Raw genomic sequence first — 20986 nt, forward strand, 5'->3', positions numbered from 1 at the left:
CATCTTCGGCGCCCGGCCGGGCGCGGGCTCACAACTTCACGGAGAGCGAAGAACGCAGCGGCGGCACCATGTGCACCCGTGCCGACCCGATGTCGAAGTACAGGCCCACCAGCTCCAGCGTGCCCGCCCTGACCTGCTCGTCCACCTTCCGGTACGTGCGCAGGTTCTCCAGCTGCTGCTGCACGTTCACCCGGCACAACACGTCGAGGGCCCCGTTGTGCAGCCGGTCGCCCTCGGTCTCGATGAACCTGGCCAGGCTGTGGTCCCCGTGCCGCAGCCAGCGCCGCAGCCCCGGGAGGCTGCCCGCCTGGACGCCCGCGCTGAGCACCCCGGCCATCGCCCCGCAGCCCGAATGGCCGCACACCGTGATCGTGTGCACGCCGAGCACCTGCGTGGCGTACTCGATCGCGGCCACCACCGAGTCGTCGTGCGGCTCGGACCCCCTGCGCGGCACCAGGTTGCCGATGTTGCGCACGGTGAACAGGTCGCCGGGGCCGCTCGCGGTGATCAGGCTGGGCACGATCCTGGAGTCGGCGCACGTGATGAACAGATGGGTCGGCTGCTGCTTGCGGGCCAGCTCGGTGAAGATCGGCCGTACCAGCGGGGCCGTACGACGGTGGAACTCGCGTGCCCCGGCCGCGAGCTGGCATTCCGACGGGGCCGAGCCGCCCTCGTCCGGGATCGTGCGGTTCTCCGGGCGCGGCTGCCGCTGGGCCCACGGCATCCACCAGCGGTCCGGCGCCTTGGGCTGCGACTTCGCGGTGTACGTGCGCCCCCCGCTGGCCGCCAGCGCGTACCACTCGTCGTGCAGCTCGTCGATGTCGACCGTGCCGCCCATCCGCTCGTGGTCCAGCCGCCAGGAGTGGATGGCCTCGAAGGCCCCGTTGTCCATGAAGTCGATGTTGAGATCGAGGTCGACCGCCGCGCCCACGGGGATCGAGCGCAGCTCGTGCGTGAGCCGGGGCACGCCGAGGAACGTCAGCGAGCCGGTGATCGTCACGTACAGCCGGCCGTCCTGCTCCTCGCGCTTGCGCACGGTCACCCAGGTCAGCCGGCGCAGCGCCAGCAGCGCCGCCAGCGCCAGGCCGGCCAGCACCCCCTCGGCCAGGCCCAGCAGGATCACGGCCGCCAGCGTCACCGCGTAGACCGGCACCTCGCGGTGCCCGTGCACCCTCCTGACACGCGCGACGCTGACCATCTGCACGCCGGTGAACACCAGCAGCGCGGCCAGCGCCTCCAGCGGGATCAGCCGGATCGCCCAGCCGAACCCCAGCGCGAACACCAGCACCCACACCCCGTGCAGGATCGACGACGAGCGGGTGCGCCCGCCCGCCCGCACGTTCGCCGTCGTCCGTACGATGCCGCCCGCGATCGGCAGCCCGCCGAGCGCCCCGGACACCATGTTGGCCACGCCCTGGCCGGTCAGCTCCTGGTCGAGATCGGAACGGCGGCCGGTGTGCATGCCGTCGGCGGCCACCGAGCACAGCAGCGACTCGACGCTGGCCAGCATCGCCACCAGCAGCACCGCGCCCACGATCGTGTGCCAGTCGGCGGACGGCAACACCGGGAAGCCCCACTCGGAGAAGCCGCCGGACAGGTCGACGCGGGTGACGTCCCAGCCGAACGCCCAGGCGACGCCCGCCGCCGCCAGCAGCGCCGCCAGCGGCGCGGGCACTGCCCTGATCGGCTTGGGCAGCCGCGTCCACACCGCGAGCACCACGATCGTGAGCAAGCCCACCGCGACCTTGTGCCCGTGCAGGTCGGCGATCTGACCGGGCAGCTCGACCAGGTTGGCCAGGGCCGAACGCTGGGGCCGACCGCCGAGGACCACGTGGAGCTGGGCGAGCGCGAGGATCACGCCCACCCCGGCCAGCATGCCGTGGACGACCGCGGGGGAGACGGCCAGCGCCGCCCTGGCGGCCTTGAACACCCCGAGCACGAGCTGGACGACGCCCGCCAGCAACGTGATCATGCAGGTGGCCCGCCATCCGTGCGTCTGCACGAGGTCCACGACCACCAGGGACAACCCGGCCGCCGGCCCGCTCACCTGCACGGCCGAGCCGCCCAGCGAACCGGCCACCACCCCGCCGACGACGGCCGCGACGAGCCCGGCGGCCAGCGGGGCGCCCGAGGCCATCGCGATGCCCAGGGAGAAGGGGACTGCGACGAGGAAGACCACGAGCGAAGCGGGTAGATCATGCCGTAGCGTACGCAAGCAGCTACTGAGGGTATCGCCGACCATGTCGGAAACCCTAGTGGTGCGCCACCCCCGCTTTAGGGGGCCGTCGCGGGGGTTTTACTCATTCGGTAAGGGGCCGGAGATCACCGGTAGTAGTCGTTGTAGTCCTGTTCGGGGGCCCGGCGGCGCCCGCCGCCGTTGTCGCCCTGGCCGGGGGCGGCCGAGCCCTGCGCCTGCCCGCCGTACGTCGGCCAGTTGGCCGTGCCGGACGGCGGTTCGGGCCAGGCGGGGGTGGCCGGTCCGGCGGCGAAGTCACCGGTCTCGTACGCCGTCGAGGACGGCTGGGACGACGCCGGCGGAGCCGACAACACGTCGTCATAGGCCGAGACCGCGCGGCCCGGGACGGTCGGTGTGCCGGCCGCCGGGGAGGGCCCGGTGATCGGGGTGCCCGAGTCGTCGGCCACGGCCCAGCCGGAACGCACCTCGTAGGAGACGGGGTAGGACACTGCGGCCGAGGGGGTGGTCGCGGGCTGCTCGGCGAAGGCGGGCCAGGAGCTGCCCTGGCCGCCGTAGGAGCCGGAGGCGGGGGCGGGGTCGTCGAGGATGTCGGGCGAGGCGGCGGGCCAGGAGCCGGAGGTGGCCGCGGCGGGGGCGCCGCCCGTCCAGGTGGTCTCCAGGGGATCGGCCGCGTTGTTGTAGGCCGGGAACGGGTCGCTGGTCGGGGCGCCGTGGATGGGCGTGACCGGGGCGGCGGGGAAGGACCCGCTGGAGGCGACGCCGGGATAGGACCCGCTCGCGGCGGCGGCCGGATAGGACGGCGAGGCGGCGGGGAACGACCCGCCCGCGGCCGGTACGGCCGGGTAGGAACCGCTCGCCGGCTGCGGCTCGGGGCGCGAGGCCGGTACGACGGGCTGCGCGCCCGCGCCGAGGATGCTCAGCACGTCGGGCGTCGGCGCCGCGAACGTCACCGTGCGCTGGTCGGCCATGTCGGAGGCGGAGGGGGCGGCGGGTACGGGCCGTTTGGCGGGCTCCACCAGGTCGGCGAGGTTCGCCGCCGCGGCGGCGGGCTGGCGCTGGGGGAGGGGGGCCTGGATGGTCGCGGCGTTGGGGTCGGCCGCGGCGACGGGCTGGGGCTTGGCGGGACGCTCAGCGGGGCGCTCACGGCGCTGGGCGGGCTGCTCGCGCTCGACGGGACGGGAGGCGCCCTTCCGGGCCGCCACGGTGCCACCGGCGCCGAAACCGCCCTCCTCGGCGTCGCTGCGGATGTTCGCCCAGAACTCCTCGTCCTCGTGGTCGGTGGTCGGGTTGCCCCACTCGTCGACGCCACGCCTGCCACGCTGACCCGTACGGACCGGCTTCTGCTTCACCTCGTCGATCGGGGAGAAGTCAGGGCTGAAATTGGCCATCCGCGGTTCGTGCGCGGCGAACTCGTCGGTGGACCGGGCGTGCGTCATCTCCTCCTTCTCGGCCATTTCCTTCAGCCGTTCCGGAGGGAGAGAGCTCTCCCGGCGGTTCATGGAACGCATGCCCAGTGCCACGACGACGAGCACGAGGAGCACGACAGCGACCAAGCTCACGACGACCGCGATCATTGCACCACCCTCAAAGCCATGGCCTCCCTTGGCACCGGTGAGATCGCGCGGCCATCGACGCGATCTGCCCCCTTTGATCACCAATGCCTAACAATTGGATCTGATTGTGTCGGACCACTATGAGAGTTGTCACACCCTACGTAAAGAATTGGTCCATCGGGTCTACCTGCTGTGATCGACCTGTCACTGGATGTCCACCGCCGTCAGCCGGCCGCGGGCGATCGTGTGGTCGGCGATCTCCTTGAGGATCTCGGGAAGGGCGCCCTCGGTGACCGTGACCTTCTCGTTCAGCGTGTAGACGGTGAAGCGGTAGGTGCCCCGATCGCTGCAAGGCGGCTCGTAGCCGGCCTTTCCGCTGGTCACCTTGGCCTGGCCGGAACCCTCGGGCGGGCTCTCGGCGGCCCCCGGCCCCAGCTCGGTCGTGGTCGCCGGGATGTTGAAGAGCACCCAGTGCACGGCCGATTCGGAGGGAGTGTGGGAGTCGACCACGATCGCGATCGACTTGGCCTTCGGCAAGGGCTCGCTGGACCAGCGCAGCGGCGGGCTGCCCTGGCGGCCCCGGCAGGAGTACTGGCTCGGCAGCGGCATGCCGTCGCGCAGCTCCGGACTCGAGACGTTGATCTCCGCGATCTCCTTGGCCTGGGATCTTCCGATGCCGAGGGCGGCGCAGCCGGACAGCGTGAGCGCGAAAGCCACCACTGTCACACTGACAGCGGCTCGCCTCACACGTGATGCCGCGTTACACAGCCCCATGCCGGATGATGCTACGCGGGTCTCGGCGGTGCGCAGACCGTTTCTCGATGGTCGGTCGTCGGTAAAGGAGCCGAAACCGGCCAGAATCACGGGATCCGAGGGGTGAAGTTGGCCACACGAGCCCCTCCCGTGGGCTTTCCCGTGCGGTGTCCCGGTGACCTTGCTGGCCTGCCCGTTCCAGGGGCGGCACGGCAGAGGGCCGGCGCGCAAGGAGATGGGACAAAACGGGCATCGGTTTCGGTCGGCGTCCGGCAGGCAAAATTCAGGTGCGCCGGAAGAGGCCGATGTGCCATGCGGGCGGACGGCGGCTGCCACGCTTCGTGAGGGCCTCTCGCGCGTGGTGCGGTAACGCGCTGGCCGGGCCTGGATGGCACGAACGTGGCGCCGCCGACGTGGCCAAGCGCGACAGCCTGCGGCCGGCCGCCACCGAGCATGCACCCGAACGCGCCGGGCCGGCCCCCCGACACGCCGCGCTCCCCGGCCGATCTTTACCCTTCCGCTGCACGCGATGACCCCCGCCCTCCGCCGCGCCGGGCGGGGGGCCCGTTCTGACCCGCGCTTGTCAGGGCGCGGACCATCCCGGCTCACCTCCGTCAGGGCGGGTGGCCGATCTTCACCCGACTCCGTCAGATCGTCTTGTGGCCGAGCGCCCTAAGCTGGGTGTTGTGACGTCAAAAGGCCCACTGCGTGACCCCGCGCACCGAGTCTCGCCCAAGGCCCGCCGCCTGTGGCTGCTTCAGGCGGCGATCGCGTTCGTGTTCTTCGTGGGCGGGTCGGTCGTGGTGTCCAGGTGGGTGGGCGGAAGCGGCTGGTCATGGGTGCCGCCGTGGTTCGCCGCGCACTCCTGGCTGCTGCCGCTGGTGGTCGGGGTGGTGCTGACGCCGTTCCTGGCGGCCGAGCCGTTCATCCGCTACGCCGTGCACCGCTGGGAGCTGTCGGACGACGTCGTCTACGCCAGGTCGGGGTTCCTGACCAGGGAGTGGGTGTTCGTGCCCGTGAGCCGCATCCAGACGGTCGACAAGGGCCAGGGGTGGATGGAGCGGCTGCTCGGCCTGGCCACGCTGGAGATCCGTACCGCCTCCCACGCCGGTTCCTCCACCATCAAGGGCCTCGACTTCGAGGTGGCCGCGGGGCTCGCCGAACGGCTCGCCCACCGCGCCGAACAGCTCAGGGACGATGCCACGTGACCCAGCCGCCCCCGCCTCCGCCCCCGTCCGCACCCCTCCCGCCTCCGCCGCCCCAGCTCCCGCCGCCGCCCCCGCCGGGCGCGCCCCGGCGGCTGAGCCCCAAGGTGCTGCTCATCGATCCGGTACGCATGCTGCCCTCGCTGCTGCTGCCCCTGATCGGCGTGCTGTTCGTGGGCGGCTTCTCGGCCAGGTCGTACGCGTGGGCGGCGTTCGGCGTCATCGGCACCGTCGTGTTCGCGGTCATCCGCTGGGCCACGTTCACGTACGAGATCGTCGGCGACCGCCTGGAGACCAAGCGCTCGTTGATCAGCCGCTCGATCCGTACCATCCCGCTGGAACGGGTGCGCGGGGTCGACGTGTCCACGCCGCCGATGCACCGGATACTCGGGCTCGCCGTACTCAAGATCGATACGGGCGCGAGCGGCGACGACGAGGAGGCCGCGCTCGACGGCGTCACCGTGGGCGAGGCCGAGCGGCTCAAGGCGGTGCTGCTGCGCCGCGCCGTCCAGGTCAGGGCCGCCGAGCACGAGGCCGAGCCCCACGTCCCCACCGACCGGCCGATCATCGCGGTCCCACGCCGGTGGCTCCTGTACGGGCCGTTGTCCGGCGCGTACCTGCTGACGCCGTTCGCGCTCGCCGGGGGCGCGGTGGGGCTGGCCTTCCAGTGGGGCGACGACCTGGGCTTCGGCCAGGACGCCGCCTGGAGCGCGGGGGAGTGGTTGTGGGAGCACCCCTACCTGCTGCTCGTCGTGGCGCTGCTGCTGGTCGTCGCCATGCCGTTCGTCGGCGGCGTGATGTACGCGGTGTTCAACTGGGACTTCAGGCTGAACCGCCGCGACGGCTACCTCGTCGCCGAGCGCGGGCTGATCAACCGGCGCAGCGTGTCGCTGGAGTCCCGCCGGGTGCGCGGCTACGAGATCGTCGACGGCCTCGCCGAACGCCTGGCCGGGGTCGTACGCGTCTGGGCCATCGTGACCGGGCTCGGCGACTCCGAGACGCGCGGGCAGCTCCTGCCGGACGTACCGCGCCAGGTCGCGGTCGGCGTCACCGCCGAAGCCGTCGGCCCCTTCCGCTCCACCCTGCGTGCCCACCCGCCTATCGCCCGCAACCGCCGTCTGTTCCGGGCCGTCTTCCCCTGGCTCGCCCTGGCCGCGCTGAGCGCGGCCGGGGCGTGGGCCACAGGAATGATGCTCTGGTGGATCCTGACGGTCCTGGCGCTGCTCCTGGCGGGCGCGGGGGTGTTCCTGGGCCTCGACCGGTACGCCTCCCTGGGACACGGCTACGACGGCGCCCGGCTGGCGGTCCGGTCGGGCTCGCTGCGCCGCGCCGAGGCGGTGATCGAACGCCGGGCCGTGGTGGGCTGGCGGCTCCGGCAGACGTGGTTCCAGCGGCGGGCCGGGGTGCTCACGCTGATCGCGGGGGTCGGCGCGGGCAAGGGCGGTTACGCCGCGCTGGACGTCTCCGAGGCCCAGGGGGCGGCCTTCCCGGCCGAGGTGACCCCGGAGTGGCTGGCCCCGTACTGGCGCCCCCGTACCTCGGCCCCGGACTGACCTCCCTCATCCCCAGAGGTGGCGCCTCGTCCTTGTCGACGACCGAGGCCGCGCCCTCCGGCTGTTCAGCCATGAGAAGGGCGCGGCCTCGGACGGTGACCAGGCTGGGGATCAGTCCTGGCGGCGGGCGCCGAACATGATCTCGTCCCACGTCGGTACGGAGGCGCGGCGGCCACGCGAACCCTTGCGTGCCTGACGCGCGGCCGGAGCGGGCGGCGGGGAAGGCACCGGGACGTCGTCCTTGGCCGGGTTCTTGGCGTCGTTCTTGGCGTCGTCCTTGCCGGGGCGGGCCGCCGGGACCGGCGGAGCACCCTTGGGCGGCCCGGGCTTCGGCTTGGGCGCGGGCGCCTTCCTCTCAGCCACCTCACCCTGCTCAGCCTCTTGCCCGCTCGCCGCCACTTCGGCCTTCACCGGCACTTCGACCTTCTCAGGCTCCTCGGCGACCGCGGCCACCTCGGGCTCCCCGGCCTTCTCGGGCTCCCCGGCGACCGCGGTCTTTTCGGCCGCTTCGGCCGCTTCGGCACGCGCTTCTGACCCGGGACCGCTCTGCGCAACCGGAACCTCGGCCGCTGCATCCGCCGCCGCTGCCGTTTCCGCTGCCGCCTCTGCCGTTTCCGCTGCCGCCTCTGCCTTCGCCTCGACCACCGACGTCTCCGCGGCCGCTGTCTCCGCGGCCGTCGGTGCGTCGGCTGCCACGGGCGTCTCCGCTGCCGCCGTCGGCGCTTCCGTCCTCGCCTCCGGAGCCTCCGCCACCTCGGTCGAAGCCTTCGTCGCTTCGGCCGGGTCGGCTGAGGCGACCGGTGCCGTCGCCGGGACCGGGGCCTCCTGCGCCGCTTCCGTCTCCTGGACGGCTGCCGCATCCGACGGCATGACGGGGGCCTGAGCAGCTGCCGCGGGCGTCGGTTCGCCGGCCGAGGTGTCGGACGCGGCCGTCCCGCTTTGTGTCGTGGTGTCGGGAGTGTCCTGGGCGGGTGCCGTGGCTTCCGGTGTGTCCCGAGACGTTGTGGCCGGAGTCGTCTGAACGTCGGACGCGACGGTCACATCCGACGTGGCAGGCGTGGGCGCAGAGGACGCGGACGTCGTGGCCGTGGTCTCCGAGGTGGCCGGTGCGCTTGATGCCGCTTCCGGCGCGGCTGGTTGGGAAGCCCCTTGCTCGGCAGTCGGCTTCTCGGCTGTGACGGGTGCCGCGTCGGCGGCGGGCGTCGCGGGTGTGCCTGCGTCGGGTGTCGTGGGTACGGCGGCGGTGGGGGAGGTTTCCGCGCCGGGCCTCGGGACGTCTGCTGTGGCGGCCTTCGTGTCGTCGGTCGCGGTGGTGCTCGCGGCGTCCGGCGTCGCGGATGTCGTGGGCTTGTTTGCCTCGGGCTCGGTGGAGTGGGCCGTCCCGGCTGCCTCAGGAGCAGTCGGCGCGGTGACGGCCTGCGTGTCGACGGAGGAGGCGGCGTCCACGTGGGCGGGAGAACCGGTGGTGGCGGTCTCGGGCGTGCTGGACGGATGGGCAGGCGCGGCCGTCGCGGCCGCCGACGGCGCCTCGGAGGCGGCCAGGCGTTCCGGCTGGACGGCCGAGGCGGTCGGGGCAGGCGAGACCGGCGAGGTCGGCTGCTGGTCGAGGGGCTGCGGTGTGGCGGTGGTCTCGGGCTCGCGGTCCGTGAGCGCTGGTACGGCGCCGGTCGCCGGGGCGTTGTCCACGTGAGATGCGGCGGTCGGCTGGTCGGCCGGGGCCTTGGCGGCCGGCGCCACAGCGGATGCGGCGGCCTCGGCGGACGTGGTGGGCTCGGTGGTTGCCGCGGGCTTGGCGTATGCGGTGGGCTCGGTGGTTGCCGTGGGCTCGGGGGGCGAGGTCGGCGGGCGGGAGCCGGGTGTGGCCGGTGCGTAGATGGAGTCGTCGCGCTCGTTGGAACGGCTGGAGCTGAAGTCGGGCAGCCAGGGCGACGTACCGCCGCGGCGGGAGGAAGAGGCGTCGGTGGAACGGCCGAAGCCGCTCTCACGCGCCGCGGTCTCGCCGCGATAGTTCTCAGCGCGCGAGCTCTCGCCGCGGTAGCCCTCGGCGCGGGTGCTCTCGGCCCGGTGACCATCGGCGCGCGTACCATCGCCGCGCTGGGCGTCCCCCCGGGAGAGGTCGCCGCGCTGGGCGTCGCCGCGGGACGGGTCGCCTCGGTAGGTGTCGCCGCGGGACGGGTCGTTGCGGTGGGTGTCCTCGCGGGGGAAGTCGCCGCGGTGGGCGTCCCCCCTGGAGAGGTCGTCGCGGGAGGCGGTGCCGCGGAAGCCGTCCGGGCGGTAGCCCTCGGTACGGGAGGTGTCGTGGTGGGCGGACTCGCGAGCCGGGGACGGGCGGTCGAACGGCACGTCGCGCCCCGGTACGTCCACCCCCCGGCCGTAGCCGCCGCTGTCGGCGGACCGCGGCGGCGGCGTGTAGCCGACGGCCGGCTCCTCCGGCTCGCGGCGTACGACGGACGGGAACGGCAGCGGGTCGGAGGAGAGCGGCGGCACCGGCTGCAGCTTGGCCACACGCGGCGTGAACGGCGTGACCGTGGTGTCCTCCACCACGGCGGGATCGGGATCGAAGTCGGCCGACGACAGGCGCATGGCCTCGTCGTCGTGCGGGGAGACGTGGCGCTTGCGCGGGTCGAAGAGCCATTCGGCGTGGCGCGTGTGACCGTTCCAGACGTAGCCGAGCTTGACCCGCCACAGGCCGTCGTCGCGCTTGGCGGAGTCCCAGTCGATCTCGTCGGTGGGTACGCCGCGCCTGGTCAGCCGCTCGGCCACCAGCTCGCCGAGGGTGGGACCGGGAGCGGTCTCCCCGGGCATGCGGACGGCGACACGTTGCGCCTGCTGGGCGACGTACTCCCGCTCCTGCAGCACCGGGCCCTCGAACCAGCGGACACGCTCGACCGGGATCCCGGCGGTCGCGGCGATCTCTTCCGCTGTCTCTCCGGCACGGATGCGTGCCTGGATCTCCTTGGGGCGCAACGGGCTCTCCACTTCGATCTCGTACTGGCCGAGACGGGAGAAGTTGCCGCGGACGGCAGCACGGAGCCGGTCGTCCACGGGAAGGGTGAAGCGCGTACCTCGCCCGGCAGTAGCCAGCACGAGATAGGTGCCGTCCTCACTCACCGCGACGAGTCGGAGCTCCTGCATGCGAGTCCCTTCGTCAGCGTCGCCATTCTTCCCCCGGACCCTTGAGTCTCTCGCGTGTGCCGGTTGCCTGCCAGCACCGTACCCGGCATGTCCGAACATCGCCTTCCTGGGAAGCCCCGGGGGCGATGTGACGCCGGTCACATTTGTGGAATCCATTTCCGTCAATGCCCGCCGCTGTGCATGAGGAGGTTAGAGCTCCTCGACGGATTCTGGCGAATCGCGGCGCGCGTTGTTGTGCACTTCAGCGAACTCGCCACAAGGGACGGAGGGACGGCGGGACGATGTTCGAGATGACGCGCCGCGGCCGCGGCGAGGTACGGGGCGACCGCCGAGAACGCCTGCCCCCCGGACGCGACCTGGCACACGCCGGAGTCGGCCGCGCCCACGACGAACACGCCCGAGCGCACCAGCGACCGTACGGCGGCGCCGAGCGCGGGCGAGTCGGCCCCGTCGGCGGCGAGCGTGACGACGGACGGGCCGCGCGCGTGCCGCCGGATCCAGTCGAGCCCGGCCAGTACGTCGGCCAGCGAGCCCGAGCCCGAGCAGCCGAGCACCCGTACCGAGGCGATCCTGGCTCCGGGCGCCCGTTCGGCGACGTCCCTGGCCACGCGCGTGCCGTGCCCCGCGCAGTCGCGTCCGGTGCCGCCGGTGGCGTCGAAGGCACGCCAGGCCCGGTCGCCGAACTCGGCGCGGGTCACCTCGACGCCGCTGTCGACGACGTACACGGTCGTGCCCGCGCCGGTGGCCGTGTCGTCGGAGTCGGAGGGGGCGGACGCGCCGCCGGGCATGGCGTGGATCTCGCGGTCGGGCTCGATCGCCAGGACCCGGCGATCGGACCTGAGCTCGGCCAGCTCCCCGGCGGTGAGGAAGGTGGCGAATCCGGGCAGCGCCTCGGTGTAGTAACGCCGTACCCGCCATCTCACCTCCGCGACGAGGTCCCGGGCGTCCACGCGACTGCGGGCGGTGACGATGTAGGGCCGGGTGGGCTCGGAGGCCGAGGGGCGCAGGGCAAGGCCGGAGGCGGGCGTCATGGCGAGCGGGACGGCGGTCGTCGCGGCGGTCGCCACGGCCGCGGCGAGGTAGACGGAGGGTAGGCCGAATCGTCGGGGCACGAGTTACGAGGATGCCTGTCGCGCAGGTCACAGGAACAACGGGACACGCGCTCGCGTCTATTCACGAGGAAGCTCTTTACCGAACGCAAACCAGAGGGGACTGATCCGGGGGATGACCGGCGAGCAGCGGAAGTTCGAGCTGAGCGTGCCACAGATCCTCGGGAGCGCCCTCGCCGCCGTCACCGCCGCGGTGGCCGCCTCCTACCTCGGGGTGGCGGGCACGGTGATCGGCGCGGCAGTGGTCAGCATCGCGAGCACGGTGGCCAGTGCCGTCTATACGCACTATCTCAAGCGCACCGGCGACCGGGTCAAGCAGCACACGCTGTCGGCGTGGCACGAGGACCAGGAAGAGGGGCAGGGGCTGCTCGCGGCTGCCGCGAACGCCACGCCGGCCACGGCCGGGGCCGCCGACGAGACGGCCCCGCACACCATCGTCGCGCCGGGTGACAGGACGGCCGCGCACGCCGTCCCCACGGCGGCTGACAGCAGGACGGACGCGCATGGCGGGTCGGTGGGGAGCGGTGACGGGCGGGACACGCTGGTCATGCCGGTCGTCGTGCCCGCCGCGCACAGGAGGCTGCCGTGGCTGAAGATGGCGGTGGCGGCCGCGCTGGTGTTCGCGGTCAGCATGGGCGGCATCCTCGCCTATCAGGCGGTCGCCCAGCAGACGCTGCACGAGCAGGTCACCGGCAAGAAGGCACCCCAGAAGCAGCGGCAGCGCGCACCCGTCCAGGACCGGGGCCCCGAGCGGCAGGACCGCGAGGAGGAGCCGTCCGGGCCGGCGGAGTCACCCACCCCGACGCCGACGGACACGCCGCGCACGCCGCCGCCGTCGCACACACCCGACCCGAAGCCGAGCGTCACGCCGACGCCCACGCCCACGGACACCGTCGAGCCCACCCCCGAGACGCCCCTGCCCGACGAGGGGGAGGAGCGACCCGACCCGGGCGAGCAGCAGTCGAGCGGCCCCCCGGCCACGCAGCAGCCGGACGAACCGGCCGTCACACCGGAGGCTCAGTAGCCTCCGGCAGCGCACCGGCCGACGTGGTGCTCGGCTAGCCGAGCACCACGTCGAGGTAGTCGTTGGTGAACACGCGGCGCGGGTCCAGCCGGTCTCGCAGCGCGACGAAATCGTCGAAGCGGGGGTAGACCTTGCGCAGGTACGCGGCGTCCCGGGTGTGCATCTTGCCCCAGTGCGGCCGGCCCTCCAGCCGGTTCATGATCTCCTCCACGCCCTCGAAGTAGGCCGGGTTGGGCGTGGGGCGGTAGATGTGGCAGGCGACGTAGGCCGAGTCGCGGCCGTACGCGGTGGACAGCCAGGCGTCGCTGGGCGGCGTGACGCGGACCTCGACGGGGAAGGTGATCTTCCAGTCCATCCGGTCGATCAGGTCGCGGGTCTCGCGCAGCGCCTGGGCCAGGTGCTCGCGTGGCACGGCGTACTCCATCTCCAGGAAACGCACGTCGCGGCGGGCCGTGAACACCTTGTACGAGGTGTCCACCGCCTCCGAGTCGCCCAGCGCGGCCGCGCTGATCGCGTTGATCCGCGGGATCAGCGCGGGACGGCGCCCGCCGACCGCGCAGGCCGCGCCGAAGACGGTGTTCTCCAGGAAGACGTTGTCCAGCCAGTGCTTGAACGGGCTCGGCGGCCTGGCCGGGCCCGCATCCCTGTTGTTGGTCTTGACCAGGCAGGCGTCGGTGTGGGGCAGCCAGAAGAAGTCGAGGTGCTCGTTGGCCGAGGTCAGCGAGTCGAGCGAGCCGAGGATGTCGGTGAGCGTCATCCTGCGCCGCCGGTTGCGCAGCAGGAACGCGGGCTCCACCCGGAACGTCACGGCCGTCAGCACGCCGAGCGCCCCGAGGCCGACCCTGGCCGCGTCGAACAGGTCCTCGCCGGGCACGGCCGTGACGACCGAGCCGTCGGCGAGCACGAGTTCCAGCTCGGTGACCTGGTCGGCCAGGCCGCCGCTGTCGCGTCCGGTGCCGTGGGTGCCGGTCTGGATCGCGCCGGCGACGGTCTGCTCGGTGATGTCGCCCATGTTGGCCAGGGCCAGGCCGCGCTGGTCGAGCAGTTCGTTCAGCACCTTCAGCGGCGTGCCGGCCAGGACGGTCACGCGGTCCTCGCCGGCGGACCTGATCCCGGCCAGGCCCTCGGGGCGCAACATGATCCCGTCGGTGAGGGCCACCCCGGTGAAGGAGTGGCCCGTGCCGACCATGCGCAGGCGGCGTCCGGCGGCCGAGGCGTCCCGTACGGCCTGGACGACGTCCGCCACGCTCGCGGGGGTGCGCACCTCGGCAGGGGCGCCCGTCTGGTTCCCGGCCCAGTTAGTGAAGACCATGAGGCGCCCCTCCGAGCGTCGTTCCGATTAAACGTGAACGATACTCACTTCTCCCAGCCTTCGGGAACCGGGAAGATCTGACCGGGCTGCAGGTTCTGCCGCTTGATCACGTCCGAGACCGTCACCAGACGGTACCCCTTGGCCTGCAGGGACTTGATGATGGACGGCATGCCGTCCACGGTCTGCTTGACCCAGTCGTGCATGAGGATGATGCCGTCGCGCTCGGCCACCTCGAGGACCTTCTTCTTGATGGCCTCCTCGTTCTTGGTATCCCAGTCGTGCGAGCCGGCCGTCCAGAGGATCATGGGCATGCCGAACTCGGTCGCGACGTCGGACACCTGGATGTCGGCCAGCCCGTACGGCGGACGCAGCAGCTTGGGCTCGACGCCCGACGCCTTCTTGACCGCGTCCTGGGTCTTCTTGATCTCGCTTCGGATGACCCCGGCGTCGATCTTGGTGAAGTCGGGGTGCTTGTAGCTGTGGTTGCCCACCTCGTGGCCCTCGGCCACCATGCGCTTGACGAAGGCCGGGCGGCTGTTCACGTACTGGCCCTCAAGGAAGAACGTCGCCTTGGCGTCGTACTTCTTGAGCGTGTCGAGCAGCGTGCCCGCGTACTTGCCGGGGCCGTCGTCGAAGGTCAGCGCGATGCACTTGACCTGCTCGCAGTCGACCTCGGCCGCCTTCGGCGCCTGCGCGAACGCGGGCACGGGAGCCAGAGTCACGCAAACTGCCGCGATAGCTAGAAGTGAAGTGATTTGTCGGGACATAGCAAAGCTTCCGGTGTGATGGGTGTTGCGAGGGATAACTCCCGACCGTAGCGGATCAACTCTGCGCGGGTGAAGGCGCTCCCGGAAGTCTCAGCAAACCCGAACCTCCGACGCCCACGAGCGCCGCCAGGAGCGCCGCGCCCACAGAGAACACGTACGCGTCGGAGGCCCCGAACGTGTCGGTCAGATGCCCGCCCGCCCACGCGCCGATCGCCACGCCGAACCCGATCGAGGTGGAGATCCACGCCATACCCTCCGTGAGCAGGGACGGCGGCACGAGCCGTTCGGTGAGCGAGAACCCGGTGATGAGCGTCGGCGAGATCGCCAGACCGGCCACGAACGCCACGGCGGCCATGACCCAGGGGTCGTCCACGAGCAGGATCGGCACCAGGCCCACCACGAACACGCCCAGCGCGCGGACGAACCGGGCACGCAACGAGATCCGCCACTCCCGCGAGCCGAACCACAACCCCGACACCATCGACCCGCCCGCGAACGCCGCCAGCAGGAATCCGGCGGCGCCCTTCACGCCGTGCTCCTCGGCGAAGGCGACCATGATCAGGTCCACCGAGCCGAACACCGCGCCGAGCCCGAGGTAGACGCACGCCAGCAGGGCGATGCCGGGGATCAGGATGGGTGTGCCGCCGCCCGTCCTGACCGTCTGCACCGGTGGTTGCGTACGCCGCTGCGCGGCCAGGGCCAGGCAGCCGCCGAGCATGCACATCAGCGCCACGACCAGCCCCGCGTACGGGTTGACCGCCGTGGCCAGCACCGTGACGAGCGCGGGGCCGGTGACGAAGACCACCTCGTCGGCCACGGACTCGAAGGCGAAGGCGGTGTGCAACGTTCCAGTGCCGCCGTGGATGGTGGACCAGCGGGCCCGCACCATCGACCCGATGGACAACGAGGACGCGCCGATCAGCAGGCCGGAGGCGTACAGGGTCCACTCGGGCAGCCGGAGTGCGGCGCTGAGCATGAGCGATGCCAGCGCGAGCGCGTTGACCACGGAGAAGGGGACGATCACCCGGTTCTGGCCGAACCTGTCCACCAGCCGCCCCGACAGCGGCGCCGCGACAGCGAAGGCCACGTTCGTGGTGGCGCCGACCGCGCCCGCGGTGGCGAAGGAGCCGGTGATGGTGGAGATCAGCAGGACGACGCCGATGCCGAGCATGGACATCGGCATCCGGCCGACGAACCCGGCCAGTACGAATCCTTTGACGCCGGGCCCCTTGAACAACCCCCGGTAAGGCCCGACCACGCTGTTTCCCCCTTACTTTGCGACCCAACCATTGCGCACCGTCTGTCCAGATGGCAAGTGATATTTCCGGTGAGTGGGTTAACGTGTGCCTGATGTCCGGTCTTCCCTCTCTCCGCGCCGTCCTGCTGACGGTCCTCGGCGTGCTCGCGGTCACCGCCGCGGCCGGAGGAGTCGTCGTGATCATGGGCGATGACCTGGTCAGGACCGCCGACGAGCCGGTGCGCAGGCCGATCACCCGGGTGACGCCGGAGGCGGCGCCCCGTCTCGACCAGCTCGTACCCACGGCGGCGCCGGTCAAGGACTTCGGCCAGGGTGGGCCCGGCGTCACCGTGACGCCGCCGCGCGTGCTGGCGATCGCGCCGGGCACGGTCTCCAAGCGGACCAGGCTCGCGCTCGGCGCGCTCAGGTACGTGCAGAAGGCGGCCGTCGTGGACGCGGGCGCGGTCAAGGTCGCCGGCACGCCGCTGAACCTGCTGGCCGTGGACCCCGCCGACTTCCGTTCCTGGACGCCCCAGCCCGTCGCCGACCAGCCCGCCGTCTGGAGCGCGCTGGCCAGGGGCGAGCTGGTCGCCGAGTCGGGCACGACGCGCAAGTACGGGATGATCCTCGGCGCGATGTACCAGGTGGACGGCGGCCCGAGGCTCAGGGTCGCGGCCTCGGCCATGCTCGGGCTCAACGGCGTGGACGGGCTGGTCAGCACCGAGGTGGGCAGGTCGCTCGGCTTCGCGCGGGGCGTCGCGGTGCTGCTGCACGGCAAGCCGGGCAAGATCGGCGAGGCCGGGGTGCGCCGGCTGCTCGGCAAGGGCGCGCAGGTCGTCGTCCTCGACGCGGCCAGCCGTACCCGGCAACGGCAACAACAACCGCAACAGCAGCAGCAACAGCAGGTCAACGTCGGGCGGCCGGGCAGCTACCTGGAGCTCTACCAGGCCGCGGCCACCCGCTGCCCCGGCCTGTCCTGGACGGTGCTGGCGGCCATCGGCCAGGTCGAGAGCGGGCACGGCCGCAACAACGGCCCCTCCAGCGCGGGCGCCCTGGGCCCGATGCAGTTCATGCCCGCCACCTGGAAGCACTACGGCGTGGACGGCGACGGCGACGGCAAGTCCGACATCTGGAGCCCGTACGACGCGGTGCCCGGCGCGGCCAACTACCTGTGCGCCAACGGCGCGGGCAAGGGCGGCCAGAAGCTGCGCAAGGCGATCTGGTTCTACAACCACTCGTGGGACTACGTGAACAAGGTCATGAGCATCGCCGAGGCGTACGCCCGCACCTACGCCTGAGGCCGCGCCGCCGGCCGGACGGGACGCGGGCAGCAGGTGAGCGGGCACGGGACGGGTTCGGGCTCGTCCATCAGCTCCCTGACCATGCGCACGAACGCCGGATGGGTGCCGGCCGTGGCCGCGCGCTCCATCGGCAGGCCCAGCTCGGCGGCCACCTGCCGGGCCTCGGTGTCGAGGTCGTAGACGACCTCCATGTGGTCGGAGACGAACCCGATCGGCACCAGCACGACCGACCCGGCGTCCGTCTTGCGCAGGAAGTCGCACACGTCGGGCTCCAGCCACGGCACCTGCGGCGGGCCGCTGCGCGACTGCCACACCAGGTCCCACGGCTCGTCGCGGCCGAGCGCCTGACTGACCAGCTCGGCGCTCCCGCGGATCTGGGACTCGTACAGGCCGCCCGCGGGGCCGGCGGTCTCGGCCATCGAGACCGGGATGCTGTGGGCGGTGAACACCAGCCTGGCGTCGTCGCGGCCGAGCCGGGCCAGCGCGTCGCGGGTGTGGTCGGCCATCGCCGCGACGAACCCGGGATGGTCGCCGAAGTGCCGCATCTTGACCAGCTCGGGGCCGCCCTCGACGGAGATCCTGGCGATGTCCTCGTAGTACTGGCGGCAGCTCGAATAGCCGGCGAACGCCGAGGTGGCGAAGACGGCCGCCTTGCGCACGCCGTCGGCCGTCATCTGCCGCACGGTGTCCTCGCCGAACGGGTGCCAGTTGCGGTTGCCCCAGTAGACCGGCACGCCGACGACCTCGCGCAGCGCCTCGACCAGCTCGCGGTTCTGCTGGTTGATCGGGCTGACGCCGCCGAAGCCCTGGTAGTGCTCGGCCACCGCCAGCAGCCGTTCGCGCGGGACGCCGCGGCCCCGCACGACGTTCTCCAGGAACGGCAGCACGTCGTCGGGCCCCTCCGGACCGCCGAACGACAGGACGAGCAGAGCGTCGTAATCAGCCACGTGTCAAGCCTAGTCAGAAGGGCCGGTGGTCCCGCCGGGAGGGATCGCCGGGGATCGGGGAGGGGCGCCGCGCGTGCCGTCTCCCGGGCGGGGCGGTGACCAGGTAGGTTCGATCGAGTGAGCGCATTCGATGACATTCGTGACTATGTTGCCCTTCCCCGGCTCCTCTCCCTGAAGCTCTCGCCTGACGGCTCCCGCCTGATCTCGACCGTTCAGACGCTCAACCCCGACGGCAAGTCGTACGGCACCGCGCTCTGGGCGATCCCCGTCGACGGTGAGCCGTACCGGCTGACGCGTTCCGCCAAGGGGGAGACGGCCGCCGTCTTCACCGGCGCGGGCGACGTGCTGTTCACCTCCGCGCGTCCCGACACCACCGTCAAGGACGCGACCGACGAGGTGCCGGCGCTGTGGCTGCTGCCCCGCGCGGGCGGCGAGGCCCGCCAGATCGCCGCCCGGCCCGGCGGCATCGGCACGGTACGGGTCGCCGGCGACGTGGTGGTGTTCGCCTCCGACGTGCTCGACGGCGACGAGGCCACCGAGGAGGAACGGCGCAAGGCCCGCAAGGACGCCGGGATCAGCGCGATCCTGCACGAGGGCTACCCGGTCCGCTACTGGGACCACGACCTCGGCCCCGCCCGCACCCGGCTGTTCACCGGCAGGCTCGGCGCCGAACGCCTTGAGGACGTACGCGACCTGATCCCCGACGCGGGCGAGGCGCTGCGCGACGTCACCTTCGAGCTCACCCCCGACGGCACCACCGTGATCGCCACCTGGCGCAGGTTCCTGTCCGGTGGCGACAGCCGTACCGACCTGGTGGCCATCGACGTGGCCACCGGTCAGCGGCGCACCCTGCTCACCGACGAGGCCCACGACTTCGGCGGCCCGCTCGCCGTCTCGCCCGACGGCACCCGCGTGGCCTGCGCGCGCGAGCGCATCACCGGCAAGGACGTGCCCGCCCGGGTCGAGTTGTGGATCGCCGACCTGGCCACCGGCGAGGGCCGCGGGTACGCGGACGACCTGTTCCCGATGGACGTCGAATGGGCTCCCGACTCCTCGGCCGTCCACCTCGTCGCCGACTACCAGGGCCGCCGCCCGGTCTTCCGCGTCCCGCTGGAGGGCGAGCACACCAGGCTCACCGGCGACGACGCCGCCTACCTCGGGCTCAACGCGAGCGCCGACGGCGCCTTCCTGTACGTCATGCGCAGCAACATCGCCCTCGCCCCGGCCCCGGCCAGGATCGACGTGGCCACCGGCGAGGTCGCCGACCTGCCCTCGCCCGCCCCGCGCCCCGAGGTGCCCGGCACGCTGACCGAGATCTCGGCCACCGCCGACGACGGCACGACCGTGCGCGGCTGGCTCGTACTGCCCGAGGGCGCCTCGGCCGACAGTCCCGCGCCGTTCCTGCTGTGGATCCACGGCGGCCCCCTCGGCTCCTGGAACGACTGGCAGTGGCGCTGGCAGTCGTGGATCATGGCGCAGCGCGGGTACGCCGTCCTCATGCCCGACCCCTGCATGTCCACCGGCTACGGCCAGGAGATGATCGACCGCGGCTGGGGCGCCTGGGGCCCGCGCACCCAGGCCGACCTCGACGCCATCGTGGACGTCGCCCTGGCCAGGGACGACATCGACCACGAGCGCGTCGCGGCGATGGGCGGCTCGTTCGGCGGCTACATGGCCAACTGGCTGGCCGGGCACACCGACCGCTACCAGGCCATCGTCACCCACGCCTCGCTGTGGAACCTCGACCAGTTCGCCGGCACCACCGACTCCTCGGTGTTCTGGCAGCGCGAGTTCGGCGGCCCCGGCTCCGAGCGCTACGAGCAGCTCTCCCCGCACGTGGCCCTCGACAAGATCACCACCCCGATGCTCGTCATCCACGGCGACAAGGACTACCGGGTGCCGATCGGCGAGGCCCTGCGCCTGTGGTGGGACCTGCAGCGCAACGACGTCGAGTCGAAGTTCCTGTACTTCCCCGACGAGAACCACTGGATCCTCAAGCCGGGCAACATCGTCGCCTGGTACGAGACGGTGCTCGCCTTCCTGGCCAAGCACGTCCTCGGCGAGGAGTGGAAGCGCCCGGACTCGGTGGCCTGATGACCGACTTCCTGCGGCTGGCCGAGGACATCGCACGCGAGGCGGGTGACATGATCCTGGCCAAACGCCCCACGATGTCGGAGGACGTCGAGACCAAGTCCAGCCCCACGGACGTGGTCACGATCCTGGACAAGGCGTCGGAGGAGCTGATCCGCGAGCGCGTCCGGGCGGCCCGTCCCGACGACCGCTTCCTCGGCGAGGAGGGCGGCGAGGCGCCGGGCGCGTCCGGCGTGCGCTGGATCGTCGATCCGATCGACGGCACGGTCAACTTCCTGTACGGCCTGCCCGACTGGGCGGTCTCCATCGCCGTCGAGGTCGCCGGGCAGGTCGTCGCAGGGGTCGTCAACCTGCCGGCGCGGGGCGAGGTGTTCACCGCCGCGCTCGGCGAGGGCGCCTGGCTCGGCGGCGAGCGGCTGCGCTGCAACAGCGGGGTGCCGCTGGCCAGGGCGCTGGTCGCGACCGGGTTCGGCTACTCGGCGTCGCGGCGCGCGGTGCAGGGGCGGGTCGTGGCGGAGGTGCTGCCGCGGGTGCGCGACGTCCGGCGCGGCGGCTCGTGCGCCATCGACCTGTGCTCGGTGGCGGCCGGTCGTGTGGACGCCTACTACGAGCGCGGCACCAACCCGTGGGACTACGCCGCGGCCGGGCTGGTGGCGACCGAGTCGGGCGCCCGGCTCGGCGGCCTGCGCGGCCGGCCGGTCGGCCCGGAGTTCACGTTGTGCGCCGCGCCCGGCCTGTTCGAGGAACTGCACGACCTGCTCGTGCCGCTCGACCCGGAACGCGACTCCTGACCGGCCCGTAC

Annotated in this window: 15 protein-coding genes; 6 read left to right on the top strand and 9 right to left on the bottom strand. The window is 72.3% G+C overall.

Annotated features, from left to right (window positions below; genetic code table 11):
* Positions 1 to 28: 28 nt before the first annotated feature.
* The 3 genes from IEZ27_RS04510 to IEZ27_RS04520 all read right to left on the bottom strand — a co-directional run bounded on the left by IEZ27_RS04510 (position 29) and on the right by IEZ27_RS04520 (position 4467).
* Complete coding sequence (locus IEZ27_RS04510; RefSeq protein WP_189646061.1) at positions 29 to 2242, bottom strand: SulP family inorganic anion transporter; 2214 nt, start codon at positions 2240 to 2242, stop codon at positions 29 to 31.
* An 80-nt stretch (positions 2243 to 2322) separates the two neighbouring features.
* Positions 2323 to 3756 (bottom strand): hypothetical protein, encoded by a 1434-nt coding sequence (locus IEZ27_RS04515; RefSeq protein WP_189646062.1) that lies wholly within the window; start codon positions 3754 to 3756, stop codon positions 2323 to 2325.
* 198 nt (positions 3757 to 3954) lie between these two features.
* Positions 3955 to 4467 carry a YbhB/YbcL family Raf kinase inhibitor-like protein gene (locus tag IEZ27_RS04520; protein ID WP_185845216.1) on the bottom strand — a complete coding sequence of 171 codons (513 nt, stop codon included), beginning with the start codon at positions 4465 to 4467 and terminating at the stop codon, positions 3955 to 3957.
* 722 nt (positions 4468 to 5189) lie between these two features.
* On the opposite strand from IEZ27_RS04520, the gene IEZ27_RS04525 reads away from it, so the two are divergent.
* Both IEZ27_RS04525 and IEZ27_RS04530 read left to right on the top strand, forming a co-directional pair.
* Positions 5190 to 5711 carry a PH domain-containing protein gene (locus IEZ27_RS04525; protein ID WP_229823246.1) on the top strand — a complete coding sequence of 174 codons (522 nt, stop codon included), beginning with the start codon at positions 5190 to 5192 and terminating at the stop codon, positions 5709 to 5711.
* Positions 5708 to 7261, top strand: a complete 1554-nt coding sequence (locus tag IEZ27_RS04530) for a PH domain-containing protein (protein ID WP_229823249.1) — start codon at positions 5708 to 5710, stop codon at positions 7259 to 7261. Before IEZ27_RS04525 ends, IEZ27_RS04530 begins: the two co-directional genes overlap by 4 nt.
* A 111-nt stretch (positions 7262 to 7372) precedes the next feature.
* Here IEZ27_RS04530 and sepH read toward each other — a convergent pair whose 3' ends face one another.
* Together sepH and IEZ27_RS04540 are read right to left on the bottom strand one after the other, a co-directional pair.
* On the bottom strand, positions 7373 to 10396 hold the full coding sequence (gene sepH / locus IEZ27_RS53650; protein ID WP_229823250.1) for a septation protein SepH: 3024 nt from the start codon (positions 10394 to 10396) through the stop codon (positions 7373 to 7375).
* A 161-nt stretch (positions 10397 to 10557) separates the two neighbouring features.
* The gene (locus tag IEZ27_RS04540) at positions 10558 to 11508 is read right to left on the bottom strand and encodes a protease inhibitor I9 family protein (protein ID WP_189646063.1); all 951 of its coding nucleotides are present in this window, start codon (positions 11506 to 11508) and stop codon (positions 10558 to 10560) included.
* Between the two features lie 112 nt (positions 11509 to 11620).
* Between IEZ27_RS04540 and IEZ27_RS04545 the strand changes: the two genes are divergently transcribed.
* Positions 11621 to 12529 (top strand): hypothetical protein, encoded by a 909-nt coding sequence (locus IEZ27_RS04545; protein ID WP_189646064.1) that lies wholly within the window; start codon positions 11621 to 11623, stop codon positions 12527 to 12529.
* 34 nt (positions 12530 to 12563) lie between these two features.
* On the opposite strand, the gene IEZ27_RS04550 is transcribed toward IEZ27_RS04545, so the two are convergent.
* The 3 genes from IEZ27_RS04550 to IEZ27_RS04560 all read right to left on the bottom strand — a co-directional run bounded on the left by IEZ27_RS04550 (position 12564) and on the right by IEZ27_RS04560 (position 15866).
* Complete coding sequence (locus IEZ27_RS04550) at positions 12564 to 13841, bottom strand: D-arabinono-1,4-lactone oxidase (protein ID WP_189646065.1); 1278 nt, start codon at positions 13839 to 13841, stop codon at positions 12564 to 12566.
* A 44-nt stretch (positions 13842 to 13885) separates the two neighbouring features.
* The gene (locus IEZ27_RS04555) at positions 13886 to 14563 is read right to left on the bottom strand and encodes a polysaccharide deacetylase family protein (RefSeq protein WP_229823253.1); all 678 of its coding nucleotides are present in this window, start codon (positions 14561 to 14563) and stop codon (positions 13886 to 13888) included.
* Between the two features lie 100 nt (positions 14564 to 14663).
* Positions 14664 to 15866: an MFS transporter gene (locus IEZ27_RS04560; RefSeq protein ID WP_189646067.1), complete on the bottom strand. Its 1203-nt coding sequence runs from the start codon at positions 15864 to 15866 to the stop codon at positions 14664 to 14666.
* Between the two features lie 92 nt (positions 15867 to 15958).
* Between IEZ27_RS04560 and IEZ27_RS04565 the strand changes: the two genes are divergently transcribed.
* Positions 15959 to 17143, top strand: coding sequence for a lytic transglycosylase domain-containing protein (locus IEZ27_RS04565; RefSeq protein ID WP_189646068.1), 1185 nt, complete (start codon positions 15959 to 15961; stop codon positions 17141 to 17143).
* Here IEZ27_RS04565 and IEZ27_RS04570 read toward each other — a convergent pair.
* Complete coding sequence (locus IEZ27_RS04570) at positions 17134 to 18093, bottom strand: ferrochelatase (RefSeq protein WP_189646069.1); 960 nt, start codon at positions 18091 to 18093, stop codon at positions 17134 to 17136. The genes IEZ27_RS04565 and IEZ27_RS04570 overlap by 10 nt on opposite strands.
* A gap of 117 nt (positions 18094 to 18210) precedes the next feature.
* Here IEZ27_RS04570 and IEZ27_RS04575 point away from each other — a divergent pair, with 117 nt between their 5' ends.
* Both IEZ27_RS04575 and IEZ27_RS04580 read left to right on the top strand, forming a co-directional pair.
* A complete protein-coding gene (locus IEZ27_RS04575; RefSeq protein ID WP_189646070.1) occupies positions 18211 to 20187 on the top strand; it encodes a S9 family peptidase in 1977 nt (658 codons plus the stop codon).
* Complete coding sequence (locus IEZ27_RS04580; RefSeq protein WP_189646071.1) at positions 20187 to 20975, top strand: inositol monophosphatase family protein; 789 nt, start codon at positions 20187 to 20189, stop codon at positions 20973 to 20975. The genes IEZ27_RS04575 and IEZ27_RS04580 overlap by 1 nt, the downstream gene beginning before the upstream one ends.
* The last annotated feature ends 11 nt before the right edge of the window (positions 20976 to 20986 follow it).

The organism is Nonomuraea spiralis (assembly GCF_014648435.1).
In the GTDB taxonomy this organism is placed as follows: Bacteria; Actinomycetota; Actinomycetes; order Streptosporangiales; family Streptosporangiaceae; genus Nonomuraea; species Nonomuraea spiralis.